Below are 23,620 nucleotides of genomic sequence, written 5' to 3' on the forward strand. Positions count from 1 at the left end.
GTTCGGGGCGCTCAGGCGCCCCGTTCGACCTCTCTTATGAAGCTCGCTCCCGCGCAACTCGGCAAACACCTGCAAGGCGCCCTCGCGCCCGTCTATATCATCAGCGGTGATGACCCGCTGCTGTGTCAGGAAGCCGCCGACGCCATTCGCAGTGCTGCCCGCCAGCAAGGTTTCGACGAACGCCAGGTATTCGCCGCCGACGCCAATTTCGATTGGGGCACGCTGCTGCAGGCCGGTGCCAGCATGTCGTTGTTTGCTGAAAAGCGTCTGCTGGAACTGCGTTTGCCATCGGGTAAACCCGGTGACAAGGGGGCTGCCGCATTCATCGAGTACTGCTCGCGTCCCGCCGAAGACACGGTGCTGCTGATCAGCCTGCCCAAGCTTGATGGCAGCGCACAGAAGACCAAGTGGGGCAAGGCGCTGGTTGAAGGTCAGCAGACCCAGTTCATCCAGATCTGGCCAGTGGATGCCAATCAGCTACCGGGCTGGATTCGTCAGCGTCTGTCGCAGGCGGGGTTGTCGGCCAGCCAGGATGCAATCGAACTGATTGCTGCACGTGTGGAGGGCAACCTGCTCGCCGCCGCGCAGGAAATCGAGAAGCTCAAGCTGATGGCCGAAGGTGGGCAGATTACTGTCGAAACCGTGCAGGCCGCTGTGGCGGACAGTGCACGATTCGACGTGTTTGGCTTGACCGACGCGGTCCTTAACGGTGAACCGGCCCACGCCCTGCGCATGCTCGAAGGGTTGCGTGGTGAGGGGGTCGAACCTCCAGTGATCCTCTGGGCACTGGCGAGGGAATTGCGCCTGCTGGCCAATATCTCGCTGCAGTACAGCCAGGGCACACCGCTGGACAAATGCTTCAGCTCGGCGAAACCGCCGGTCTGGGACAAGCGCAAGCCCTTGATGAGCAAAGCCCTGCAACGTTACTCGGCGCAACGCTGGGCGCAGTTGTTGCTCGAAGCTCAGCGTATTGATGCGCAAATCAAAGGCCAGGCGGCCGGGTCGCCCTGGATGAGCCTCAGTCGTTTGGCGTTGTTGATGGCAGGCCAGCGCTTGTCATTGCCCGCCGAATAAGGTCAAAAGATCGCAGCCTTCTATCTGTAGGAATTGCGGCACGCTTCGATCTTTTGAGTTTGTTTTCCTACAACCAGCACCTGCATTTGCCCTATAGACAGACGCCCGACATCGGCAGATTATTCCCTGCGCAAAACCCACTCGATCAAGAGAACCTTCATGAGCAAAAAGCCATCGAAACATCGCCCGAACAAGGCCAAATCCATCATCGCCCAACCCCTGTTCCGCAGCCGCCAGGAACAACCAGCCAAGGGTAAAGGCAGCTACCGCCGCGAAGCCTTCCAGTCTAATAGCTGGGAGGCTTCTTACTTTCTGGCAGCTTAAAGCGCAGCACCCCCCGGTCATGTTAAGGTCTGCACCTGATTCGTATCCTCTGGAACTGTGCATGCCCTTTAGTCTTTCCCGTCGTTGGCCTGTTCGCCAATTGATCGCTGCCTCCAGCTTCATACTGCTTGTCGCCTGTGCGGAAAAACCTACCGCCGCCGATGCGCAACCTCTTCAAGCCGCCCCTGTCGCCACGGCCCCAGCGATTATTCCGCCGGTAGTGCCGTCCGCCGACCCACTTGATCTTCAGCCGACCCAGACCTTTGCCGAATGGCAGGCAGGTTTCCGCAAGGATGCCTTGGCAGCCGGGATTCGCGCCGAGCTGTTCGATCGTGCATTTGCCAATATCAGTTTCGACGCCAGCGTGATTCGCGCCGACCGCAGTCAGCCGGAGTTCTCCCGCCCGGTGTGGGAATACCTCGACGGCGCACTGTCGCCGCTGCGCGTGCGCAAGGGCCAGGCGCTAATCATTCAGTACGCCGATATCCTGCAAAGCATCGAGCAGCGTTACGGCGTTGATCGTCAGGCGTTGGTATCGGTGTGGGGCATGGAAAGCAACTTCGGGCAGTTCCAGGGCAGCAAGTCGGTGATCAACTCGCTGGCCACCCTCGCCTACGAAGGTCGTCGCCCAGGCTTTGCCCACGCGCAACTGATCGCCGCCCTGCAGATTCTGCAACAGGGCGATATCACGCCGGAGAAGATGCTCGGTTCCTGGGCTGGCGCCATGGGCCAGACGCAGTTCATCCCGACCACCTACAACACCCATGCGGTTGATTTCGACGGTGACGGGCGCCGCGACATCTGGGGCAGTCCAGCCGACGCGCTGGCCTCGACCGCGCACTATCTGCAAAGCTCCGGCTGGCAGCGTGGCCAGCCGTGGGGCTTTGAAGTGCAATTGCCAGGCAGCTTCGATTACACACTGGCGGATGGCGCCATCCGCAAGAGCGTCGCCGAATGGCGTCAGTTGGGCGTGAGTTTGCCCAATGATGCCCAGATGCCCGCGGGAACCGAACAACTGTCCGCCGCCCTGTTGCTGCCGGCCGGTTATCGTGGCCCGGCGTTTCTGATCCTCGACAACTTCCGGGCGATCCTCAAGTACAACAATTCTTCGTCGTACGCACTGGCGGTGAGCCTGCTGTCCGAGCGCTTTGGCGGCGCTGGCTTGATCAATGGCTCTTGGCCTAAAGATGATCTGCCGCTGAGCCGCACCGAGCGAATCGAGTTGCAGACCTTGTTGAGTGCACGCAACTACGATGCCGGCACGGCAGACGGGATCATCGGGGCCAATACACGCAAGGCGATTCGCAGTGCACAGCAGTCGTTTGGCTGGCCGGCGGATGGGTATCCAACGCATAAGCTGCTGGAAAGCCTGCGTAACCAATAAAAGCAAAATCAAAAGATCGCAGCCTGCGGCAGCTCCTACAGGGTTTACGTTAATCCCGTGTAGGAGCTGCCGCAGGCTGCGATCTTTTTGCATCACCCGCAATTATCGGCGGGTGACCACATCCTGCTCCAGCATCAACTCCTTCTTCCCCGCATCCAGCCGCACCAGCGCGCCCATCGGCAGCGTCAGGTTCGGATCGCAATGGCCGCTACGCCAACCTGACAGCACCGGAATCCGCAAAGGCTCGAACGTCTGCTTGAGCAGGCGGTTCAATGCCGCGACATCCACCCCTGCCACATCCCCAACCAGAACTCCGCGCAATTTGGCCAGTTTGCCGGCCAGACGCATCTGCGTCAGCAGTCGGTCGATCCGATACAGCGGCTCGTTAATATCCTCGATGAGCAGAATCACCCCCTCCACATCGATTTCGTAAGGCGTGCCCAAGGTGGCGGCGATCATCGCCAGATTACCGCCGAGCAAGCGCCCGTGCGCGATGCCGGGTTCGACCGTAGTCAACGGATACGCCACCGGATGGCTTAGCACACTCCCCGCCTTCATTTGCCCGCGCAGCATGGCGAAGAACGAAGTGACCGTCGGCGGCTCCTTGTCGCCCAACAAATCGGCGTTGAGCAACGGCCCGTGGAAGGTCACGAAGCCTGCGTATCGGCTGATGGCCAGGTGCAGCGCGGTGATGTCGCTGTAGCCAACGAATGGCTTGGCATGGCGGCTCAGCAGGTCGTAATCGATCCGGTCAAGCAGCCGTGGCGTGCCGTAGCCGCCACGCAGGCAAATAATTGCATCGACTTCGGGATCAGCGAACGCCGCATGAAGATCGCGCAAGCGCACGTCGTCGCTGCCGGCCAGATAGCCATCCTTTTCATAAACGCCGGGGAACACCTTAAGCCCATAACCCCGCGCGCGCATCCATTGCACCGCCTTATCGGTGTCCAATACACCCGGGCCGGCTGGTGCAATGACGCCGATCAGCCCTTCTGAGGGCAACGCGGGCACGGCTTTGTGCGGGCAAAGTGTGTGGGTTGGTCGAACGGTCATCCTTGGATCTCCCTGTGAGTCATGCACACACAGTAGTCAGGAACGGCGGTAAACAGAAGAGGCTCGGCCACGCCGCAGGTTGCAGGAAAAATCAGCATTGAATGTAAGACAGGCAAAAAAATGCCCGCCGGGCGTTAAAGCCTCGGCGGGCATTTTTTCATTCAGCGCCGGATCAAGAACCCATCAGCTCAGCCTTGACCAGCTTCGCCTGCTCATCGGCATGGTACGAGGAACGCACCAACGGCCCGGACGCAACGTTCTTGAAGCCCATCTTGTAACCTTCCTCGGCGAACCAGGCGAAGGTGTCCGGGTGCACGAAACGCTGCACCGGCAAGTGGCTGCGCGACGGTTGCAGATACTGGCCTAGAGTCAGCATGTCGATGTCGTGTTCGCGCATGCGCTTCATGACTTCGATGACTTCTTCGTCAGTCTCGCCCAGACCCAGCATCAGACCGGATTTGGTCGGAATGTGCGGCATCATCTGCTTGAAACGTTGCAGCAGGGTCAGCGACCACTGGTAATCCGAACCCGGACGCGCAGCCTTGTACAGACGCGGCACGGTTTCCAGGTTGTGGTTGAAGACATCCGGCGGCTCGGCGGCGGTGATTTCCAGGGCGACGTCCATGCGGCCACGGTAGTCCGGAACCAGGGTCTCCAGCTGCACGTTCGGCGACAACTTGCGGATTTCACGGATGCAGTCGGCAAAGTGCTGGGCACCACCGTCACGCAGGTCGTCGCGGTCAACCGAGGTGATCACCACATACTTGAGCTTGAGGTCGGCGATGGCGATGGCCAGGCTTTGCGGCTCGTTGACGTCCAGTGGCTTCGGACGACCGTGGCCCACGTCGCAGAACGGGCAACGACGGGTGCAAATGTCGCCCATGATCATGAAGGTCGCGGTGCCGCCGGAGAAGCACTCGCCCAGGTTCGGGCAGGACGCTTCTTCGCAAACGCTGTGCAGCTTGTGTTTGCGCAGCAGGCTCTTGATGCGGTCGACTTCCGGCGAAACCGGGATGCGCACACGAATCCAGTCAGGTTTCTTCGGCAGCTCGGTGGTCGGAATGATCTTTACCGGGATGCGTGCAACCTTCTCGGCACCGCGCAGCTTGACGCCGGCTTCAACCTTGGGACGCGGGGCCGGGCGCTCGGTCACGTCGAGCGTCGGGATCATGGTTTGCACTGCATCAGTAGTCATATCAGTCGATTCCGCCCGTCAGGGTCGTCTGCTCAGCATAGTCGAGGTGTTTGACGAGCTGCGCGCGCAGCCGGGCACTTACCTCGGCAAATTCAATCGATCCTGCGTGATCGCTCAGCTGGGTCATCGCCAGCCCGGCGTAGCCGCAGGGATTAATCCGTCGAAACGGTTCCAGGTTCATATCCACGTTCAGGGCCAGTCCATGAAAGGAACAACCGTGGCGAATGCGCAAACCCAGAGAAGCGATTTTCGCTCCATCTACATACACGCCGGGAGCGTCTGGCTTGGCCGTTGCGGTCACACCGTAACTGGCCAGAAGTTCGATCAGGCATAGCTCCATGCGACTGACCAGATCACGCACGCCAAAACCCAGCTTGCGTACATCCAGCAGCAGATAAGCCACCAATTGGCCGGGGCCATGGTAAGTCACCTGCCCGCCGCGATCGACCTGTACCACCGGAATTTCACCCGGCACAAGCAAGTGCTCGGCCTTGCCGGCCTGACCCTGCGTGAACACCGGAGGGTGCTCGACGAGCCAGATTTCGTCGGCGGCATCGCTGCCGCGTTCGTTGGTAAAGCGTTGCATGGCATGCCAGACCGGCTCGTAAGCCATCTGGCCGAGGTCGCGAAAGCCCAGCGTGCCCGGCATCACAGCACCATGTGCACGAAACCGGTCGCCCGCAGTTCGCTGTTGATATCGTACAGCTGGTCTTGACCGGTGGCGACGATGTGCAACTGAATCGTGGTGTATTTGCCGTTGCTGCTAGAACGCTCGTCAATACGATCATCGTTGATGGTCGCGTGCTTCTTGACGATTTCGATGATCTTGTCTTTGTTGCCGACACCCGTGTCGCTGATCACCTTAACCGGGTAATCGTTGGCAGGGAATTCGATCTTTGGCGCCTTTACTTCGGTATCGGTCATGGCGTAACGGCCTCTATAGCGCAAGCCGTGGTAACGCACATGGCCCCGCACCGGATCGGGGCGGGGCCATGCAGGTCAACACAAATCAGTTGAACAAGCCGTAGAAGAATAGACGGATGCTATCCCACATGCGGCGGAAGATACCACCCTCCTCGACGCCATCCAGAGCGATCAGGTCAGCGCTGTGCACGACCTTGTCTTCCAGTTTGACTTCGACTTTACCGATTACGTCGCCCTTGGCGATTGGCGCGGTCAGTTGCGGGTTCATGGTCATGCTGGCAGCGAGCTTCTTCAGCTGGCCTTTTGGCAGGGTCATGGTCAGGTCTTGCGCCAGGCCGGCCTTGACCTGGCTGGTGGTGCCTTTCCACACCGGGGCCTGAGCCAGTTCGGTGCCCTTCTGATAGAAAGTCTGGGTTTCGAAGAAGCGGAAGCCGTAGGTCAAGAGCTTCTGGGTTTCAGCGGCGCGAGCCACATCGCTGTTGGTGCCGAACACCACGGCGATCAGGCGCTGGCCATCACGGACAGCCGAGGACACCATGCAATAACCGGCCTCTTCGGTGTGACCGGTTTTCAGACCGTCAACGGTCTTGTCGCGCCACAGCAAAAGGTTGCGGTTAGGTTGTTTGATGCCATTCCAGAAGAACTCTTTCTGCGAGTAGATCGCGTAGTGAGCCGGGTCTTCGTGGATGATCGCGCGAGCCAGGATCGCCATGTCATGAGCCGACGAGTAATGGTCAGGGTTTGGCAGACCGGTCGGGTTCATGAAGTGGGAGTTGGTCAGGCCCAGTTCGGTGGCCGTCTTGTTCATCACGTCGGCGAAGGCGTCTTCGCTACCGGCGATGTGCTCGGACAGTGCCACGCTGGCGTCGTTACCGGACTGGATGATGATGCCGTGCAGCAGGTCGCTGACAGTGACTTGCGAACCGACTTTGATGAACATCCGCGAACCGCCGGTACGCCAGGCGTTTTCGCTGACGGTCACCGGATCGTTTTCACCGATCTGGCCACGACGGATTTCCAGGGTCGCGATGTACGCGGTCATCAGCTTGGTCAGGCTGGCCGGTGGCAGACGCTGGTCGCCATTGTTTTCAACCAGCACGTTGCCGCTGCTTGCATCCATGAGCACGTAGGACTTGGCGGCCAGTTGTGGTGGCGAAGGCATCATCTCGACCGCGAACGCGGCGGGTGAGAGGAGCAGCGGGACTAGCAGGAAAAGGCGTTTGGCAAAGGTGGTGATGTTCATCCGTCTCTCGAAATCGCTAATGCAAAATTTAATCAGATGACTTTCTGACGAGTCATCGCGTATTCAGCTGCTCACTCCAGTCACCCTTGCCGGGCTTTTGTTCTTCGACGAGCCAACAACCTGGTTCACCCCCCGATACCGCAGGTGAACCGTCAATCAAGTTCTACGTGTTACTCGGTGACCACACTTGGCGAACCAAGGTTAGCCAGGCGCACGCTGTTCTGCACCTGGGTGATTTCACCCGGCGAGCCGATCGGCCCCAGGCGTACCCGGTGCAGAGTCTGCTGATTGCGCACGATCGAGCTGATGAACACCGGAGCGCTCACCATCCCGCTGAGCTTCGACCTCAGCAGCTCTGCAGCGTCCGGGTTGGCGAAGGCGCCCACCTGCAGATACTGGCCAGACGCTGTTGCAGAAGCGTTTTTTTTTGCATCAATCTGCACTGGCACAACGGCCGCGGCGTGTTGCTGCGGCGGAGGGGTCCATTGCTCGACGGTGCCGGCCGAGGCCGTGATCACCGGGGCGCTGTTCTGCGCAACCTGCGGCTCATTGAGCATCAACGGTGCCGGACGGCCCTTGGCGGCCCACCATTGCTGCGGGTCGATGCCCTCGACCTTGACCCGCGCAGTGCCCGTTTCGGCATAACCGAGTTTTTTCGCCGCCGCGTAGGACAAGTCGATGATCCGGTCGGAATAGAACGGTCCGCGATCGTTGACCCGCAGAATCACTGTGCGGTTGTTGTCCAGGTTGGTCACCCGAACGTAACTTGGGAGTGGCAACGTCTTGTGGGCGGCACTCATGCCGTACAGGTCATAGACCTCACCGTTGGCGGTGTTCTGCCCGTGAAACTTGGTGCCGTACCAGGACGCCGTGCCCGAAGCGACGTAGCTCTTGGATTCCTGTATCGGAAAATAGGTCTTACCCAGCACAGTGTACGGGTTGGCCTTGTACGCACCGGTATGCAGGGTTGGCGTGGCATCGGGGATACGCGAAACATCGACATCCCACCACGGCGCGCCATCTTTGTGGGCGCGGTTGATATCAAGGACCGGCTGCTTGCGCACAACGGTTGTGGGCGCCTTCTGAGTCGGGGTACGACTGGTCGAACAACTGGCGACCAGTACCGCCAACGCAGCAAATGCCACCAGCTTCAGGGGTTTATTGTTAGGCAATGCCCGCATTACTTGACGCCCCGTGCTTGTACAAGCTGTTCAGACAGTTGATGTACGGCCATGGCGTACATCACGCTGCGGTTATAACGCGTGATCGCGTAGAAATTCTTCAGGCCCATCCAGTATTCAGGGCCGTTCTCGCCTTCAAGGCGAAATGCAGTAACCGGCATATCATCGCGCAGCGCATCATGACTTGACCAGCCCAGCGCCCGCAACTCCGCGACGGTCTTTGTCGGCTCGATGCCAGTGGTCAGGCCTTCATCGGCCTGCTCGCCACGGACATCGGCGCGGCTGACCACCGGTTCGCCGGCGACCCAGCCGTGACGCTTGAAATAACTGGCGACACTGCCGATCGCATCATCCGGGTTGTTCCAGATATTGATGTGGCCGTCACCGTCGAAATCCACTGCATAGGCGCGAAAGCTGCTCGGCATGAACTGCGGCAGGCCCATCGCCCCGGCGTATGAACCCTTGAGCGTCAATGGATCGACCTGCTCTTCGCGCGCCAGCAGCAGAAACTCGCGCAGCTCCTTGCGGAAAAATTCGGCACGGGGAGGATAGTCGAAACCGAGCGTCGACAAGGCATCGATCACCCGGTAATTGCCGGTATTACGTCCGAAAAAGGTCTCAACGCCGATGATCGACACGATGACTTGTGCCGGCACGCCGTATTCCTGCTCGGCACGGGCCAGCGTGGCCTCGTGCTGACGCCAGAAGTCCACACCTCGCGCAATACGCGCGTCAGTGATGAACATCGGGCGGTATTCCTTCCACTGCTTGACCCGCTCGGCAGGTCGGGAGATGGCGTCGAGAATCGCCTGTTTACGCTGAGCCTCGCGAAAAACACCCATCAGTTGCTCACCGGCGAAACCGTAGTCGCGGGTCATTTCACCGACGAATTCGGCCACCTGGGGTGAGCCTTCATATTCGCCGGCCAGCGCTTCCTGCACGCTGCCAAGGAGGCCTACCAGGCCAACCCATGGCGCGCATCGAGTCGCCCAGCCACGCATTACTTGCATTGAACTCTTCACCTTATTCAAACCTGTGCGATCCACTTGCGATGGGTATGGATCGACATCAAAACCCCAAACGCTGACAGCAGTGTCACCAGCGAAGTTCCTCCGTAGCTAATGAACGGCAACGGAACCCCTACAACCGGCAACAGGCCACTGACCATACCGATGTTGACGAAAACATAAACAAAAAACGTCATGGTCAACGCGCCGGCGAGCAATTTACCGAACAGCGTCTGCGCCTGAGCGGTGATGACCAGACCCCGGCCAATCAACAGCAAATAAATCAGCAACAGCGCGCAGATGCCCACCAGGCCGAACTCTTCGCCGAGCACGGCAATGATGAAATCGGTGTGGCTTTCCGGGAGGAAGTCCAGGTGCGACTGGGTGCCGAGCAGCCAGCCCTTGCCGAATACGCCGCCGGAACCGATAGCAGCTTTCGACTGAATAATGTTCCAGCCAGTGCCGAGCGGATCGCTTTCCGGGTCGAGGAACGTCAATACGCGCTGCTTCTGGTAGTCGTGCATCACAAAGAACCACATCGCGACCGACACCGGAATGGCCGCAGCCAGTACGCTGACGATCCAGCGCCAGCGCAAGCCGCCCATGAACAGCACGAATGCCCCGCCGGCCAGAATCAGCAGCGAAGTGCCGAGGTCCGGTTGGCGAACGATCAGCGCAAACGGCACGCCAATCAGCATCAGGCTGATGCCAACATGCTTGAGTTGTGGGGGCAATGTCCGCTTGGACAGATACCAGGCGATGGTCGCCGGCATCAGGATTTTCATGAATTCCGAAGGCTGGAAACGAATCACACCGGGAATGTTGATCCAGCGTGTGGCGCCCATGGCGTTGTGACCCATGATGTCGACCACCAACAGCAGCAGCACGCCGATCACGTAGCCCAGCGGCACCCAGCGCGCCATGAAACGCGGTTCGAACTGGGCGATGACGATCATCGACACCAGACCGATACCGAACGAAGTGGCCTGTTTGCCCAGCAGATCCCAGCTCTTGCCGCTGGCCGAATACAGCACGAACAGGCTGCCGGCAGCGAGAATCAACAACAGGATCAGCAGCGGCCCATCGATATGCAGTCTTTGCAGCAGCGTCGCGCGGCGGCGCATCACATCCTCACTGGAGAGCATGCGATCAAAGTTATTCATCACGGGCCGTAGCCTCCGAACTGATTGGGCTGGCGTATTCGGCCTTCAAACGTCCGTCCTGACCCAGAAGCCAGGCGTCCATGATCTGACGTACCACGGGCGCGGCGACGCCGGAACCGGACTCACCGTTCTCGACCATTACCGAAACAACAATTTTCGGGTCATCGGCCGGAGCGAAACCGACGAACAAGGCGTGGTCACGATGGCGTTCCTGAACCTTGGAACGGTCGTACTTCTCGCCCTGCTTGATCGCCACGACCTGGGCCGTACCCGACTTGCCGGCGATACGGTATTGCGCGCCAATGGCCGCTTTACGCGCGGTACCTCGGGCGCCGTGCATCACTTGCTGCATGCCGTGGTTGACCTTGGCCCAGTCGGACGGATCGCGCAGGATAATGTCCGGTATCGGATTTTCGTCCACCGGCTTCACCCCATCGAGGGATTTGGCCAGGTGCGGCCGGTTCCACACGCCTTTGTTCGCCACCAGCGCCGTGGCCTGAGCCAACTGCAGCGGGGTCGATTGCATGTAGCCCTGGCCGATCCCCAGAATCAGCGTTTCGCCCGGGAACCACGCCTGTTTGCGGGTCGCGCGCTTCCACTCGCGGGAAGGCATCAGGCCGGGTGATTCTTCGAACATGTCCAGCGAAACCTTCTGACCAATGCCGAACTTGTTCATGTAGGCCGACAACCGATCAATACCGAGCTTGTGGGCCAGATCATAGAAGTAGGTGTCATTGGAGCGCATGATCGCCATGTCGAGGTCGACGAAGCCGTCACCCGTGCGGTTCCAGTTACGGTATTTGTGATCGTAGTTGGGCAGCATGTAGTAGCCCGGGTCGAACACCCGGCTCGACGCGGTCACCACACCCGAATCGAGGCCGGCGATCGCCACGGCTGGCTTGATCGTCGAACCCGGCGGATACAGACCGCGCAGTACGCGGTTGAACAGTGGCCGGTCGATGGAATCGCGCAGCTCGGCGTACGCCTTGAAGCTGATGCCGGTGACGAACAGGTTCGGGTCGAAGCTCGGCTGACTGACCATCGCCAGCACTTCGCCGGTTTTCGGATCCAGTGCAACCACCGCACCACGACGACCACCCAGTGCGGCTTCGGCGGCTTCCTGCAATTTGATGTCCAGACTCAGGACGATGTCCTTGCCGGGAATCGGATCGGTACGCTTGAGCACGCGCAGAACGCGGCCGCGAGCGTTGGTCTCGACTTCTTCGTAACCCACCTGCCCGTGCAGCTCAGGCTCGTAGAAACGCTCGATGCCCGTCTTGCCGATGTGGTGGGTGCCGCTGTAGTTGACCGGATCGAGGCTTTTGAGCTCTTTCTCGTTGATCCGCCCCATGTAACCCACCGAGTGCGCAAAATGCGCGCCCTGCGGATAGTGACGGACCAGTTGCGCAACGACTTCCACGCCCGGCAGACGGAACTGGTTCACCGCGATGCGGGCGATCTGTTCTTCGCTGAGTTCGAACAGGATCGGCACCGGCTCGAACGGCCGGCGCCCCTGGCGCATACGCTTCTCAAATATCACCCGGTCTTCTGGCGTCAGTTCCAGCACTTCGACGATCACGTCGAGCACTTGCTGCCAGTCGCCGGAGCGCTCGCGGGTCATGCTCAGGCTGAAGCTCGGCCGGTTGTCCGCCACCACCACGCCGTTGCGGTCGAAAATCAGCCCACGGGTCGGCGGAATCGGCTGCACGTGAACTCGGTTGTTTTCCGAAAGCGTCGAGTGGTACTCGTACTGGATCACCTGCAAGTAATACAGCCGCGCAATCAACACGCAGATCAACAGCACGACTGCAATGGCCCCGAACACGACGCGGCTACGCACCAGGCGTGCGTCCTTTTCGTGGTCCTTGATGCGGATCGGCTGAGACATGAGGGCAGGATTACTTGTGGTAAGGGTGACCGGACAGCACGGTCCAGGCACGGTACAGCTGTTCGCCGATGAGGATCCGCACCAGCGGATGCGGCAAGGTCAGCGGCGACAACGACCAGCGCTGATCAGCGCGGGCGCAGACTTCCGGCGCCAGCCCCTCGGGGCCGCCAACCATGAAGTTGACCGTGCGCGAATCCAGCCGCCAACGGTCGAGTTCGACCGCAAGCTGCTCGGTGCTCCAGGGTTTGCCGTGGACTTCCAGCGTGACAACCCGCTCGTTCGGCCCGACCTTGGCCAGCATGGCTTCGCCTTCCTGGCGGATGAAACGGGCCACGTCGGCATTCTTGCCACGGGTATTGAGCGGTATTTCCACCAGTTCCAGCGCCAGCTCGGACGGAAGACGCTTGGCATATTCATGCCAGCCTTCTTCCACCCACTTGGGCATGCGTGAACCGACGGCGATCAGTCGCAGTCGCACAGCAATCCCTTACAGCTGGTCTTTGTTGAGCTTGGTGAAATGCTCGTGGGTGTTTTCCGGGCTGTGGTGCTTGGCGTCTGCCGCACGGCTTTGCTCGGCACCGGCCCACAGGCGCTCCAGGTCGTAGAACTGACGCGCCGAGGCGGTCATCATGTGCACGATCACCAGGTCGAGGTCGAGCAGCACCCAGTCGCTGTCGCCCTTGCCTTCTTCGCCCAGCGGCTTGGCGCCCTGCTTTTTGACTTCTTCGCGAACCTTGTCCAGCATCGCGTTGATCTGGCGATTGGAAGTACCGGTGGCGATGATCATGTAGTCAGTGATGCTCTGCTTGTCGCGAACATCGATGATCTGGATGTCTTGCGCCTTGACGTCTTCAAGAGCTGCAACAGCAAGCTTGACCAGTTCGTCGCCTTTGAGCGGCTCGTTGGTGTTGGCCACTTCCGGCAACGGAGCGCTTTTGAATGTGCCTTTACGTTTTACTTTAGGTAGATCTTTGTCAGTCATATAAAACTCGTTTTGCTCATATATTCGGCGGCTTGGCGACACGTGGATTCGTATCAGTTAAGCACGCCTTGTTCAGTTCGACGCACGGTATAGACCGTGCGCATCGATGTAGGCCAGGACCGCGTCGGGCACCAGGAAACGTACCGACTTACCGCTGGCCAGCAGTTGACGGATCTGGGTGGCAGAGACCGCGAGCGGTGTCTGCCAGACGAATGCAATCTGTCCGCTCGGCCCTTTCAGGGCCAGCGGGTCGCTCACCGAACGCGCTGCCAGCAGGTTGCGCAAGGCATCCGGCGGTTCGCTGTCGGCGTCCGGGCGCTGTAGCACCAGGATGTGGCAATGCTGGAGCAACTCTTCCCAGCGATGCCAAGTGGGCAGGCCGCAAAATGCGTCCCAGCCCAAAAGCAGAAAAACCTGGGTCTCGGCGGCCATATCGGCACGCATCAACTCCAGGGTATCAATGGTGTAGGACGGTTTGTCCCGCTGCAATTCGCAGGCATCCACCACCAGCGGCGGCACTCCGGCCACCGCGCACTCGACCATCGCCAACCGATCCTGCGCCGACACCTGCGGCGTGCCGCGATGCGGCGGGCGCGCGCTCGGCATCAAACGCAACTCATCCAGCCCCAGCGCTTCGGCGACTTCCAGCCCACCGCGCAAATGGCCGATGTGCACCGGATCGAACGTACCACCCAGGACGCCAATGCGCAGAGGGCGGGTCTCATTGCCGGGCGGCGGCGTTGTCAGGTCGAGGTCGGTCAAGTCAGACCGTCGCCTGGCCGCGCAACTGGCCATCACCGACCACGATGTACTTCTCGCAGGTCAGTCCTTCGAGGCCCACCGGGCCGCGGGCGTGCAGCTTATCAGTAGAAATGCCGATCTCGGCACCCAATCCGTATTCAAATCCATCGGCGAAGCAGGTCGGGGTGTTGATCATCACCGACGCCGAGTTGACTTCAGCCACAAACCGCCGGGTGTCAGCGAGGTTTTCGCTGACGATCGAGTCGGTGTGGTGCGAGCCGTAATGGTTGATGTGTTCGATCGCCTGGTCCAGCCCATCAACGACGCGGATCGACAGGATCGGCGCCAGATACTCGGTATTCCAGTCGTCTTCACTGGCCGCCACGGCGTCGATGATCGCCCGGGTGCGCTCGCAGCCACGCAGCTCGACGCCTTTTTCGCGGAACTGCGCTGCCATCGACGGCAGGAAATCCTTGGCAACCGATTGATCGACCAGCAAGGTCTCCATCGCCCCGCAGATGCCATAACGGTAAGTCTTGGCGTTGAACGCGATGCGCTGGGCTTTGGGCAGATCGGCGTGGGCACTGACGTAAACGTGGCAGATGCCGTCCAGATGCTTGATCACCGGCACACGGGCATCGCGACTGATGCGCTCGATCAGGCCACGACCACCGCGCGGTACGATCACATCGACATACTCTGGCATGGTGATCATCGCGCCAACGGCGGCGCGATCAGTGGTTTCGACCACTTGCACGACGGCGGCGGGCAGTTCGGCTTCGGCCAGACCGCGCTGGATACACGCGGCAATCGCACGATTGGAATGAATCGCCTCGGAGCCACCACGCAGGATAGTCGCGTTGCCGGACTTCAGGCACAGGCTGGCGGCATCGATGGTCACGTTGGGCCGGGATTCGTAGATGATTCCGATCACACCCAGCGGCACGCGCATCTTGCCGACCTGAATCCCCGACGGGCGAAAGCTCATGTCACGGATCGCACCGACCGGATCCGGCAGCGCAGCCACCTGACGCAGGCCGACAATCATGCCGTCGATGCGCGCCGGGGTCAGCTCCAGACGTTCCAGCAATGCCGGTTCCAGACCACTGGCGCGACCGGCGGCCAGATCCTGTTCATTGGCTGCCGCAAGCTCGGCGCGAGCCGCATCCAGTGCATTGGCCGCAGCCTGCAAGGCGCGGTTTTTCTGCGCGGTGCTGGCACGGCCGATGACCCGGGAAGCTTCGCGGGCGGCGCGACCCAATCGGGTCATATAGTCAAGAACGGACTCAGTCATGGTCTGCTGGGGTCTTGGCAAAGAGGAAAGCGGCAGATTATAGCTGTCGCGTCCCGGGACTAACAGCGGTGACGGGCGGATGGTCGAAATGGACTACAAATTGCCAACGTTCAGCGGGAATTAAGACTGAAATTGTTATTATCGCGACCTCTTCAGCCTGGATAAACGTTGCATGCCATGTCCGACCTGACCGTTGCCAGCCAAGCCGAACGCCTGCCACAAGGGCTCGCGGACAGTTTTTTCGACCGTGACGCTCAGACACTGGCGCGGGATCTGCTCGGCAAAGTCATCCGCCATCGGGTCGGTGATCTGTGGCTGAGTGCGCGAATCATCGAAACCGAGGCCTATTACTGCGCGGAAAAAGGCAGCCATGCGTCACTCGGCTATACAGAAAAGCGTAAGGCTTTGTTTCTGGATGGTGGCCACATCTATATGTATTACGCACGTGGCGGCGATTCGCTGAACTTCAGCGCGCAGGGGCCGGGCAATGCCGTACTGATCAAATCGGCTTATCCGTGGGTCGATGAAATCAGCGGCCCGGCGAGTCTGGCGCAGATGCTGTTGAACAATCCTGATGCGCAAGGTCGGCCGCGGCCATCGCAGAAGCTCTGCGCCGGGCAGACCTTATTGTGCAAGGCGCTGGGTTTGAAGGTGCCGATGTGGGACGCCAGGCGTTTTGATCATGAGCGGTTGCTGGTAGAAGATACCGGACCGGCGCCCGCGCACATCATTCAGACTACGCGCTTGGGTATTCCCCCTGGCCGTGACGAACACCTGATGTACCGCTTCGTCGACGCCGCCTACGCGCAATGGTGTACGCGGAACCCGCTGCGCCGGGGCCAGGTCGAAGGTCGGGACTATTTCCTGCTGTAAATAAAAACCCCTGTAGGCGCTGCCGAAGGCTGCGATCTTTCGCTTTGAAGATCAAAAGATCGCAGCCTGCGCAGCTCCTGGAGGGGGCAATCAATGAAATGGAGTTTTTGGTATGGGCCCATGGCTCGATAGCGTGACCGGGTGGCTGGCGGCCAACCCACAGTGGCTGGCCGTCGCGGTGTTCATTGTGGCTTTTGTCGAATGCCTGGCAATTGCCGGTTTAATCGTGCCCGGCACGGTGTTGCTGTTTGCCGTTGCGGTGCTGGCCGGCAGCGGCGCACTGTCGTTGAGCGAAACCCTGTTGCTGGGTTTTCTTGGCGGGATTCTCGGCGATGTGGTCTCGTACTTCGTCGGTCGGCATTTCCACCAGAACATCCGCAGACTGCCGGGGCTGCGCCATCATCCTGAATGGATGAGCGGTGCCGAAAGCTATTTCCAACGTTACGGCATCGCCAGCCTGCTGGTCGGGCGCTTCATCGGGCCGCTGCGACCGATGCTTCCGATGGTCGCCGGCATGTGCGACATGCCCTTCCCCCGCTTCGCCGCCGTCAGTTTGCTGGCCACGGCCGGCTGGACACTAGCCTATCTGCTGCCGGGCTGGGCCACGGGCGCCGCATTCCGTCTGCCATTGCCCGAAGGTTTCTGGCTGGAAGCGGGGATCGTCGCCGGCAGCATCGCGGCGATGGTCGGCCTCAGTGTCAACAGCAGCCTGCGCCGCCATCGCCGCGCAACGGTCTGGATCAGCAGCATGAGCCTGTTGATTCTGGTTGGCCTGTTCATCGGCTTTCCGTACCTGACGGCACTCGATCAGGGCGTGATGACGCTGGTGCAGGAACATCGCCAACCGGTGCTGGATGAAATCGCGGTCACCTTCACCTTGATCGGTGAGTTCCGCAACATGCTGATGTTCAGCGCCCTGCTGACTGGCCTGTTGCTGCTGTGCCGACAGTGGCGCCACGCCATTTTCGCTGGCGGCACCCTGCTCGTCACCGCACTGGCGAACACCGCGACCAAACAGTTTTTCGCCCGTGTACGCCCGGAAGTGCTGACCGACCCTATTACCAGCTTCAGCATGCCCAGCGGCCATTCATCGGGCGCGTTCGCGCTGTTCCTGACCCTCGGCGTGCTGGCCGGGCGCGGGCAACCGCCACGCCTGCGCCTGACCTGGTTGCTGATCGCTTGCATACCCGCGCTGTCGATTGCCCTGTCGCGGGTCTATCTGGGCGCGCATTGGCCGACCGACATACTGGCCGGCGCCATGCTGGCGTCTTGCGTGTGCGCGGCGGCGTTGTGGTTGAGCCAGCGCAAAACCCCGTTGAACGCCATGCCATTCAAAGTCTGGTGGCTGGTTCTGCCAGCGCTGGTGGCGTTGTTCAGCTTTTTTGCTTTGCGCCATCTGCCCCATACCCTGGTGCGATACGCCTACTGACGACGCCGAGCCCTTCGGCGCCATCGGACATAATTTCGTCTCAGCGTCATTCTTCGCTCTCCTGGCCAGCCCCGGAGAGCGTTGTTGTCTGCCTGTCGGCAACTATTCATTCACGCACTTGGCGGCGCATTAACTTGCGTATAAAAACCGCGTTACATATCAATGGGGCAAATTCAACTTCGGCACTTTCACAATTTCACTATTCAATTAGATTGGTGCGCGAACTTCCTGAGTTATCGCTCAAAAGCATCATGAACAATCAATGTCGTTCAATGACATCTCGACAACACTTCATGTGCCTGCGACCAGACTTTCAGTTTCAAACAATTAAATGATCGACAAGGATTTCATGCGCCCAAAAACCCGCGCACCGGACGACCAGGTCGCATGCGTCGAAGACATTGTTTTGGCGGAAAAAGGGAGTTTACCGATTGCAACACGCCGGCACTTAGCCGCCACTTCACAGCAACCATTCAAAGGATTGAATTGTGCCAACACCTATAGACGCCGCCAGGCCGATAACACCTGAGCCAGTCATTCACGTCACACCGACCCACGCGCCGAGCGATCTGCAAAAGCCTGCGACGGGCCAGAGCGCAACGCCGCCGGGCATTCATGAATCGCCAGCCGATGGAGCCGAAAAACCCTCTTCGCGCACACTCAGATCGCTCGACAAACGCTTGGGCGCCTTGCGCATCGGTGAGTTCGCCATCACCCGTGTCGAGCTTCAGGCCATGGGCGCCACAATCGCCGGGCATGCGATCAGCGCAGACAACACGAACCTCAAGACACCCGACCAGGCGTTTCTCGACGCACTGGGCTTCAACCCGGACACCGTCGAGGCCCGGATCAAATCTGTCGCGCAGGCGGACAACACCACTGCCAGCTTCTTCTTCGAACTTGCGTGCAAACGCTCCATCGGTGCGCCGCCAGTGTTCAGCGCCGCCGAGCCGCTGGCGCCTGGCAGCCCGATGGAGCGCTTCGGCAGACTGGTCAATGCCGCGCAGAAAATCGATATTCAGCGCGTCGACGACGCTAGCCATTGGCCCACGTGGGTCAGCAAAACCAGAAGCTCCATTTTCAATGGCGCGGGGGTCGGCCTGCAGGCTTACGGAATCTACAGCGGCATGGCCGGGATCGCGGACGCGATCAAGACCGGCGACTGGGGCGAAGCCGCGTTCAACGCCGGAGCTGTTGGCACGGAGCTTGGCTCACTGATCATCGAGCGTGGCCTGAGCAAGACCGGCGAAGCGATGCTCAAGAGCAACGGAGTGGTTTTCCAGCGTTTCTCCACGACGTCGGCGGGCAAGGTACTGGGCCGCGGTGCCGGCTTGTTCGCCAGCGCCATCACCCTGCCCTTCGATGTGATCGGCGCGGTGAAATCATTCAACGCTGCGGCGGCGGCCCAGGGCAAGGAAGCCCAGGATCACTACGTCGGCGGCGCGCTGAGCGCGGCCAGTGCCGGGGTCAGTATTATCCTCGGCCTCGCGGCGCTGGCCGGCTTCGGCAACATCGCAGGTCCCGTGGGCATTCTGGCGGCGGGTGTGCTGGTGCTGGGTGCGGAGATCTACCGCGCTGCGCGGATCGTTGACGATATCGACGACTACATCGAATTGAGCGCGCACGAACGGCTGCGCTCCGGCTGGTTCGCCAGCGTGCGCAAGGAGCTCGACCAGGACGTGCTGGATCGCTACAAAGTTGCCAAGACCCAGAGCGACCACAGTCGGCAGGTCGAGCGCTCCGCCAGAGAGTTGCTGGACGGCGCCTACCGCGACTACGTCGAGCAGGTCATCAACGGCAGTTACAGCGTCAGCCTGCAACCGGTGAAACTCTGGAAGCACCAATGGAATGCGGGCGCGGGCGAACAACCGTTCAAGATCAGCCATGAACCGGTGGTGCAGGAAACCGCCGATGTCATCGATGCCCGCGATGGTCTGCCGCAGAATCTTGGCGGCGTGGTGACGGGCACCCTGGGAGACGACAAGGGCATCCTGTGGCGCCTGGGGGATGGCGAGGACACGATCACCGGCGTGAAGGCCAAATCGAATTTCTTCATCTATCGCGCAGACGCAAAAAACCTCGTTGGCGGCGACAAGGCCGACGAATTCCACTACGAGGTGACCCACGCCGAACTGGACCGGGAATTGCCACCGGCAGCCATCAGCAATCTTGACGGGGGCGAAGGCTCCGACCTGCTCTCCTTCACCTCCAGGCGTCCTGCCACGGATACTCGCCAGCAAGGTTACGAGGTCAATCTGCACAGCGGCGAAGTCAGCTTGCGCGGCGCCGGGGCGACGGACACCTTGATCAAGGTTGCCCAGACTACTGGCATCGAGAACGTCTCGACATTGACCGCAGGCGCGAGTCGGGTTACCGGCAGTGACGTTGCCAATCGGATTAGCGCCAACGGCATGGATACAGTGGACGCCGCCGCAGGCGACGACACCATCCTCATCCGTGGTACCCACTGCCGCGTGAACGGCGGCGCCGGCAGGGATCGTTACTTCATCACCGCCAGCAGCGCGGAGGTAACCATTATCGAGGATGCCGGGCAGTCAAGCCTGATCGAGTTCGACTGGCCGCTGGCGACCATTCAGCGCTGGCAGGTCATCGGCACGTCACTGGTGGTGCGTTCCTTGCGCGGCGAAGATGGCGAGCTGCCCGAGCACGTCCTGACCGTCGAAAACGTTTACCGGGAACTGGACAGCCAGCGCTTGATCAACCATCAGCAACTGCTGTTCAAGACCCGCGACGGTTATGAACTGCTCCCGGTCCTGCCCGCCTCGCTCAATGACGCCGACGACCATGACGTGCAGGTGGCGCTGACTGTAGCGGGCCGGCAACCACCCGCCCTGGGCATCCTCAATGGCGGAAAAGTGCAGATCGCCAACACCAGCCCCAGGCAATATTTCGTCCCCCAGGGCGATGGCAAGATCGTCTTCGACGCAACTGCCGCCCAGAAGACGGCTACCACCGTTTATCTCGACTGTAACCATGCAGACGTGGGCGACACGTACATCAACTACAACATTGATGTCCGCCATGGGGTGTCGGGCTATTCGTCACTCATTTACAGCAACATCAACCTGAGCCTGTTCATTCCCAACCGGGTGATCAACTTCGTCGGTGTCATCAGCGAGCGACACGCCGCCACATTCAATAGCGGTAGTGGCATTCTCACCAATGGCTTGCACATGGCCAATGAGGTCGTGCTGGTCTTCCGTGATGGCAAATCCTGCCGGTTGGTTGCGCCAAGGCTGGAGTATGCGCAGGACGTAAAACGCGCAGGCTTGCAGGGAAAAAATGCTCGCGACTGCCTGAAACTGCGCCATGGGCACTATTTCTTCCACGCGCCGAGGATCACCGAGCAGAGCTTGCTCCCGGCGCATAACGCCAGGATCGAGATCAAGGCAGACACACCTCAAGGCATTTACGCACTGCAAGGTCAGAGTGCCGAGTACGAAGTCTTCCCTGCCAGCAACGCGATGATCAGCCTGGCAACACCAGGTGCCGAGGCGAAAACCGCGAATGCCTCGAGCTGGACGATTCACACCGCAAACATGAAGGAAACGATCACGGGCAACGAGATACGCCTGGAGGGCACGACTCTGCATGTGGGAACCGTCATCATCACGCTACCCAACATCGAAGCCGCTGATGTTCCGGTCGAGTCGGTTCATGTAGTCACCTCCAGCGGCAATGTCTATGAAATCAACCTTGTGTTCGAAATGCTGCAACTGCACGAAGTCAATGCGCAGGCTTACAGCAGCGTCAAAGCGTTAAGTGAAGACCTCGGGGCACACCGCAAACGCCAGCAATTGGCGGGGGTGGTCAGGGTTCGCAATATCTTCACCGACAAGGCTGTCGGCGCGAACGTGTTGTACAACGCCACGCACGATTACTGGAGCGTCGACAACCCGCCGGGTTACCGCATCGCCGCCGAAGACCTCAGCATCGATCTTGAATCGATCAGCTTGCCGCGCGTCCCAGGCAAATAAAAACGACCATCACGCGAACAACTCACCTTGCAGTTCATCGAGCAGCGCCTGGATAGCATCCAGTCGCTGCTGCGGATCGTCGAGTTGCAGCAGGTCAATCTTGTCTTCTTCGGCGAATGGCAGCAGGTAGGCCAGCTGATTGGCCAATGACTGCTGGCCGTGCGCCTCGGTGCCCATGTTCAACGCCTCGACCATCGGGTGCTCGGCCAGCGCCTTGAGCAGCGCCACCAGATCGGCGTCTTCGTCCTGCAAGGGTTGCTCGGGTTCATCGTCCAGCCACTCGACGTCGGCGAGGATCAACTGGTCGCGCTGCACTTCGGTGCGCAACACATGGAAACGCCGCCCGCCTTGTACGCGAATGCCCAGCAAGCCGTTTTCCTGCTGCTGGAAATCGGTGATCCGCGCTTCACACCCCACCAGCGCGTAACCCGCGGGAGCGATACCGACTTCAAGGCCATCGAGAATGCACACCACGCCAAAGCCGCCACCCTGTTTCATGCAGCGGCCAATCATGTCCAGGTAGCGCGCCTCGAAGATCTGCAGGTCGAGGTTGCAGCCGGGAAACAGCACTGTGTTCAACGGAAAAAGCGCCAGACTCATAGACATTTCCTTACACCACCATCGACACCGCCAACGGCAGGAACACCGCCGTGGCCACGCCCATCAGACTCATTGCCAACGCCGCGAAGGCGCCGGTCTCATCACTCTCCTGCATCGCCACCGCCGTGCCGACGGCATGCGCGGTCATGCCCAGCGCCATGCCGCGTGCTTCGGGGCTGTGCACGCCGAGGCGGGTCAACAGCGCCGGGCCGAAGATCGCACCGATGACCCCGGTGATCAGCACGAATACCGCCGCCAGCGCCGCCACGCCACCGATCTGCTCGGCCACCAGCATCGCAATCGGCGAGGTCACTGACTTCGGCGCCATGGTCATCAGGATCATGTGATCAGCGCCGAACCACCACCCCAGCAAGACGCCCATGCCCGTGGCGACCACGCCGCCTATCACTAGCGTAGTAAAAATCGGCCAGAACAATTGGCGAATGCGCCGCAGATTGAGATACAGCGGCACCGCCAGCGCTACCGTCGCCGGGCCGAGCAGAATGCTGAGGATCTCGGTGCTCTTGCGGTACTCGGCGTACGTCAGGCCGCAGCCGACCAGTACACCGATCACCAACAGCATGGAGACCAGCACCGGCTGCAAAAAGATCCAGCGCGTTTTCTCGAACGCCGCCAGCACCAGTTGATAGGCACCAAGGGTGATGCCGATGCCGAACAGCGGATGGTGAATCACCGACGCCCAGGCGCCGTGCCAATCAAAGAGCATCAGGACTCCTCCGACGGCTGTGCGTGACGCTTGGCCAGGCGTTGCATCAGCACACCGGCGAAGGCCATCGAGAGAATCAGCGACACCACCAGCGCACCGACAATCGCCCAGAAATCGGCGGCAATCGCCGTGGCGTACACCATCACGCCCACCGCGGGCGGCACCAGCAATAACGGCAGATAACGCAACAGGCTGCCGGCCGCCAGATTCAACGGCTCGCCGACTTCACCGCGAATAATCAGGAATACCAGCAACAGCAGCAGACCGATGATCGGCCCCGGCAGCACCGGCAAGAGCAAATGATTGAGTGCCGTGCCGAGCAATTGGAACAGCACCAGCAGGGTCAGGCCACGTAACAACATCTGACATCTCCGACAAAAAGCGCCCGGCATTATAAGCATGCCCGCGCTATGGATCGGCATTCGCCAAAAGCATGGTCGGTTGACCTGAGCAAATTGCCATGATGATCTACAGTGGTTCGCAGGGCGGTCAAATCCCCCACCTGAAAAACTATAAAACAGATGAACCCAAGGAGAGTCT

22 protein-coding genes are annotated in these 23,620 nt (G+C 60.3%); 6 read left to right on the plus strand and 16 right to left on the minus strand.

Features of this window, described 5'->3' with window-relative positions; all coding sequences use genetic code 11:
* Positions 1 to 36 precede the first annotated feature (36 nt).
* From holA to JJD74_RS09375, 3 genes are all read left to right on the plus strand, one after another.
* Positions 37 to 1,074 (plus strand): DNA polymerase III subunit delta, encoded by a 1,038-nt coding sequence (gene holA, locus JJD74_RS09365; protein ID WP_200613214.1) that lies wholly within the window; start codon positions 37 to 39, stop codon positions 1,072 to 1,074.
* A gap of 159 nt (positions 1,075 to 1,233) precedes the next feature.
* Complete coding sequence (gene arfA / locus JJD74_RS09370) at positions 1,234 to 1,398, plus strand: alternative ribosome rescue factor ArfA (protein ID WP_200613217.1); 165 nt, start codon at positions 1,234 to 1,236, stop codon at positions 1,396 to 1,398.
* 61 nt (positions 1,399 to 1,459) lie between these two features.
* The gene (locus JJD74_RS09375) at positions 1,460 to 2,782 is read left to right on the plus strand and encodes a lytic murein transglycosylase (RefSeq protein WP_200613220.1); all 1,323 of its coding nucleotides are present in this window, start codon (positions 1,460 to 1,462) and stop codon (positions 2,780 to 2,782) included.
* Between the two features lie 102 nt (positions 2,783 to 2,884).
* Here JJD74_RS09375 and JJD74_RS09380 read toward each other — a convergent pair whose 3' ends face one another.
* The 13 genes from JJD74_RS09380 to JJD74_RS09440 all read right to left on the minus strand — a co-directional run bounded on the left by JJD74_RS09380 (position 2,885) and on the right by JJD74_RS09440 (position 15,453).
* On the minus strand, positions 2,885 to 3,835 hold the full coding sequence (locus JJD74_RS09380) for a S66 peptidase family protein (RefSeq protein ID WP_042561246.1): 951 nt from the start codon (positions 3,833 to 3,835) through the stop codon (positions 2,885 to 2,887).
* Positions 3,836 to 4,007: 172 nt separating this feature from the next.
* Positions 4,008 to 5,006: a lipoyl synthase gene (lipA, locus tag JJD74_RS09385; RefSeq protein WP_162184605.1), complete on the minus strand. Its 999-nt coding sequence runs from the start codon at positions 5,004 to 5,006 to the stop codon at positions 4,008 to 4,010.
* A 25-nt stretch (positions 5,007 to 5,031) separates the two neighbouring features.
* Positions 5,032 to 5,679, minus strand: coding sequence for a lipoyl(octanoyl) transferase LipB (gene lipB, locus JJD74_RS09390; RefSeq protein WP_042561248.1), 648 nt, complete (start codon positions 5,677 to 5,679; stop codon positions 5,032 to 5,034).
* The gene (locus JJD74_RS09395) at positions 5,679 to 5,954 is read right to left on the minus strand and encodes a DUF493 domain-containing protein (protein ID WP_042561249.1); all 276 of its coding nucleotides are present in this window, start codon (positions 5,952 to 5,954) and stop codon (positions 5,679 to 5,681) included. The genes lipB and JJD74_RS09395 overlap by 1 nt, the downstream gene beginning before the upstream one ends.
* 85 nt (positions 5,955 to 6,039) lie before the next feature.
* Complete coding sequence (locus JJD74_RS09400) at positions 6,040 to 7,197, minus strand: D-alanyl-D-alanine carboxypeptidase family protein (RefSeq protein WP_200613224.1); 1,158 nt, start codon at positions 7,195 to 7,197, stop codon at positions 6,040 to 6,042.
* A 170-nt stretch (positions 7,198 to 7,367) separates the two neighbouring features.
* On the minus strand, positions 7,368 to 8,378 hold the full coding sequence (locus tag JJD74_RS09405) for a septal ring lytic transglycosylase RlpA family protein (protein WP_200613227.1): 1,011 nt from the start codon (positions 8,376 to 8,378) through the stop codon (positions 7,368 to 7,370).
* Entirely contained in the window at positions 8,378 to 9,388 is a 1,011-nt protein-coding gene (gene mltB, locus JJD74_RS09410) for a lytic murein transglycosylase B (protein ID WP_042561252.1), read from the minus strand. Before mltB ends, JJD74_RS09405 begins: the two co-directional genes overlap by 1 nt.
* Before the next feature lie 17 nt (positions 9,389 to 9,405).
* Entirely contained in the window at positions 9,406 to 10,509 is a 1,104-nt protein-coding gene (rodA, locus tag JJD74_RS09415; protein WP_042562213.1) for a rod shape-determining protein RodA, read from the minus strand.
* 31 nt (positions 10,510 to 10,540) lie between these two features.
* Positions 10,541 to 12,436: a penicillin-binding protein 2 gene (mrdA, locus tag JJD74_RS09420; RefSeq protein WP_042561253.1), complete on the minus strand. Its 1,896-nt coding sequence runs from the start codon at positions 12,434 to 12,436 to the stop codon at positions 10,541 to 10,543.
* A gap of 10 nt (positions 12,437 to 12,446) precedes the next feature.
* Positions 12,447 to 12,914, minus strand: coding sequence for a 23S rRNA (pseudouridine(1915)-N(3))-methyltransferase RlmH (gene rlmH, locus JJD74_RS09425; protein ID WP_007937439.1), 468 nt, complete (start codon positions 12,912 to 12,914; stop codon positions 12,447 to 12,449).
* A gap of 9 nt (positions 12,915 to 12,923) precedes the next feature.
* Complete coding sequence (gene rsfS, locus JJD74_RS09430; RefSeq protein ID WP_042561254.1) at positions 12,924 to 13,418, minus strand: ribosome silencing factor; 495 nt, start codon at positions 13,416 to 13,418, stop codon at positions 12,924 to 12,926.
* Between the two features lie 72 nt (positions 13,419 to 13,490).
* Positions 13,491 to 14,213, minus strand: coding sequence for a nicotinate-nucleotide adenylyltransferase (nadD, locus tag JJD74_RS09435; RefSeq protein WP_042561255.1), 723 nt, complete (start codon positions 14,211 to 14,213; stop codon positions 13,491 to 13,493).
* A complete protein-coding gene (locus JJD74_RS09440; protein WP_200613230.1) occupies positions 14,182 to 15,453 on the minus strand; it encodes a glutamate-5-semialdehyde dehydrogenase in 1,272 nt (423 codons plus the stop codon). Before JJD74_RS09440 ends, nadD begins: the two co-directional genes overlap by 32 nt.
* A 177-nt stretch (positions 15,454 to 15,630) precedes the next feature.
* Between JJD74_RS09440 and JJD74_RS09445 the strand changes: the two genes are divergently transcribed.
* The 3 genes from JJD74_RS09445 to JJD74_RS09455 all read left to right on the plus strand — a co-directional run bounded on the left by JJD74_RS09445 (position 15,631) and on the right by JJD74_RS09455 (position 21,753).
* On the plus strand, positions 15,631 to 16,326 hold the full coding sequence (locus tag JJD74_RS09445; RefSeq protein WP_042561257.1) for a DNA-3-methyladenine glycosylase: 696 nt from the start codon (positions 15,631 to 15,633) through the stop codon (positions 16,324 to 16,326).
* Positions 16,327 to 16,438: 112 nt separating this feature from the next.
* A complete protein-coding gene (locus JJD74_RS09450) occupies positions 16,439 to 17,755 on the plus strand; it encodes a bifunctional DedA family/phosphatase PAP2 family protein (protein ID WP_200613233.1) in 1,317 nt (438 codons plus the stop codon).
* Between the two features lie 488 nt (positions 17,756 to 18,243).
* A complete protein-coding gene (locus tag JJD74_RS09455; RefSeq protein WP_325166974.1) occupies positions 18,244 to 21,753 on the plus strand; it encodes a calcium-binding protein in 3,510 nt (1,169 codons plus the stop codon).
* A gap of 9 nt (positions 21,754 to 21,762) precedes the next feature.
* Here the strand turns inward: JJD74_RS09455 and JJD74_RS09460 are convergent, their stop codons facing one another.
* The 3 genes from JJD74_RS09460 to JJD74_RS09470 are packed head-to-tail and all read right to left on the minus strand — an operon-like array spanning position 21,763 to position 23,442.
* The gene (locus tag JJD74_RS09460; RefSeq protein ID WP_200613249.1) at positions 21,763 to 22,353 is read right to left on the minus strand and encodes an LON peptidase substrate-binding domain-containing protein; all 591 of its coding nucleotides are present in this window, start codon (positions 22,351 to 22,353) and stop codon (positions 21,763 to 21,765) included.
* A 10-nt stretch (positions 22,354 to 22,363) separates the two neighbouring features.
* A complete protein-coding gene (locus JJD74_RS09465) occupies positions 22,364 to 23,080 on the minus strand; it encodes an LrgB family protein (RefSeq protein WP_042561261.1) in 717 nt (238 codons plus the stop codon).
* The gene (locus tag JJD74_RS09470; protein ID WP_042561262.1) at positions 23,080 to 23,442 is read right to left on the minus strand and encodes a CidA/LrgA family protein; all 363 of its coding nucleotides are present in this window, start codon (positions 23,440 to 23,442) and stop codon (positions 23,080 to 23,082) included. Before JJD74_RS09470 ends, JJD74_RS09465 begins: the two co-directional genes overlap by 1 nt.
* Positions 23,443 to 23,620: the final 178 nt, after the last annotated feature.

Origin of the sequence: Pseudomonas sp. MF6776, from assembly GCF_016613125.1 — a bacterium.
GTDB lineage: Bacteria > Pseudomonadota > Gammaproteobacteria > Pseudomonadales > Pseudomonadaceae > Aquipseudomonas > Aquipseudomonas iridis.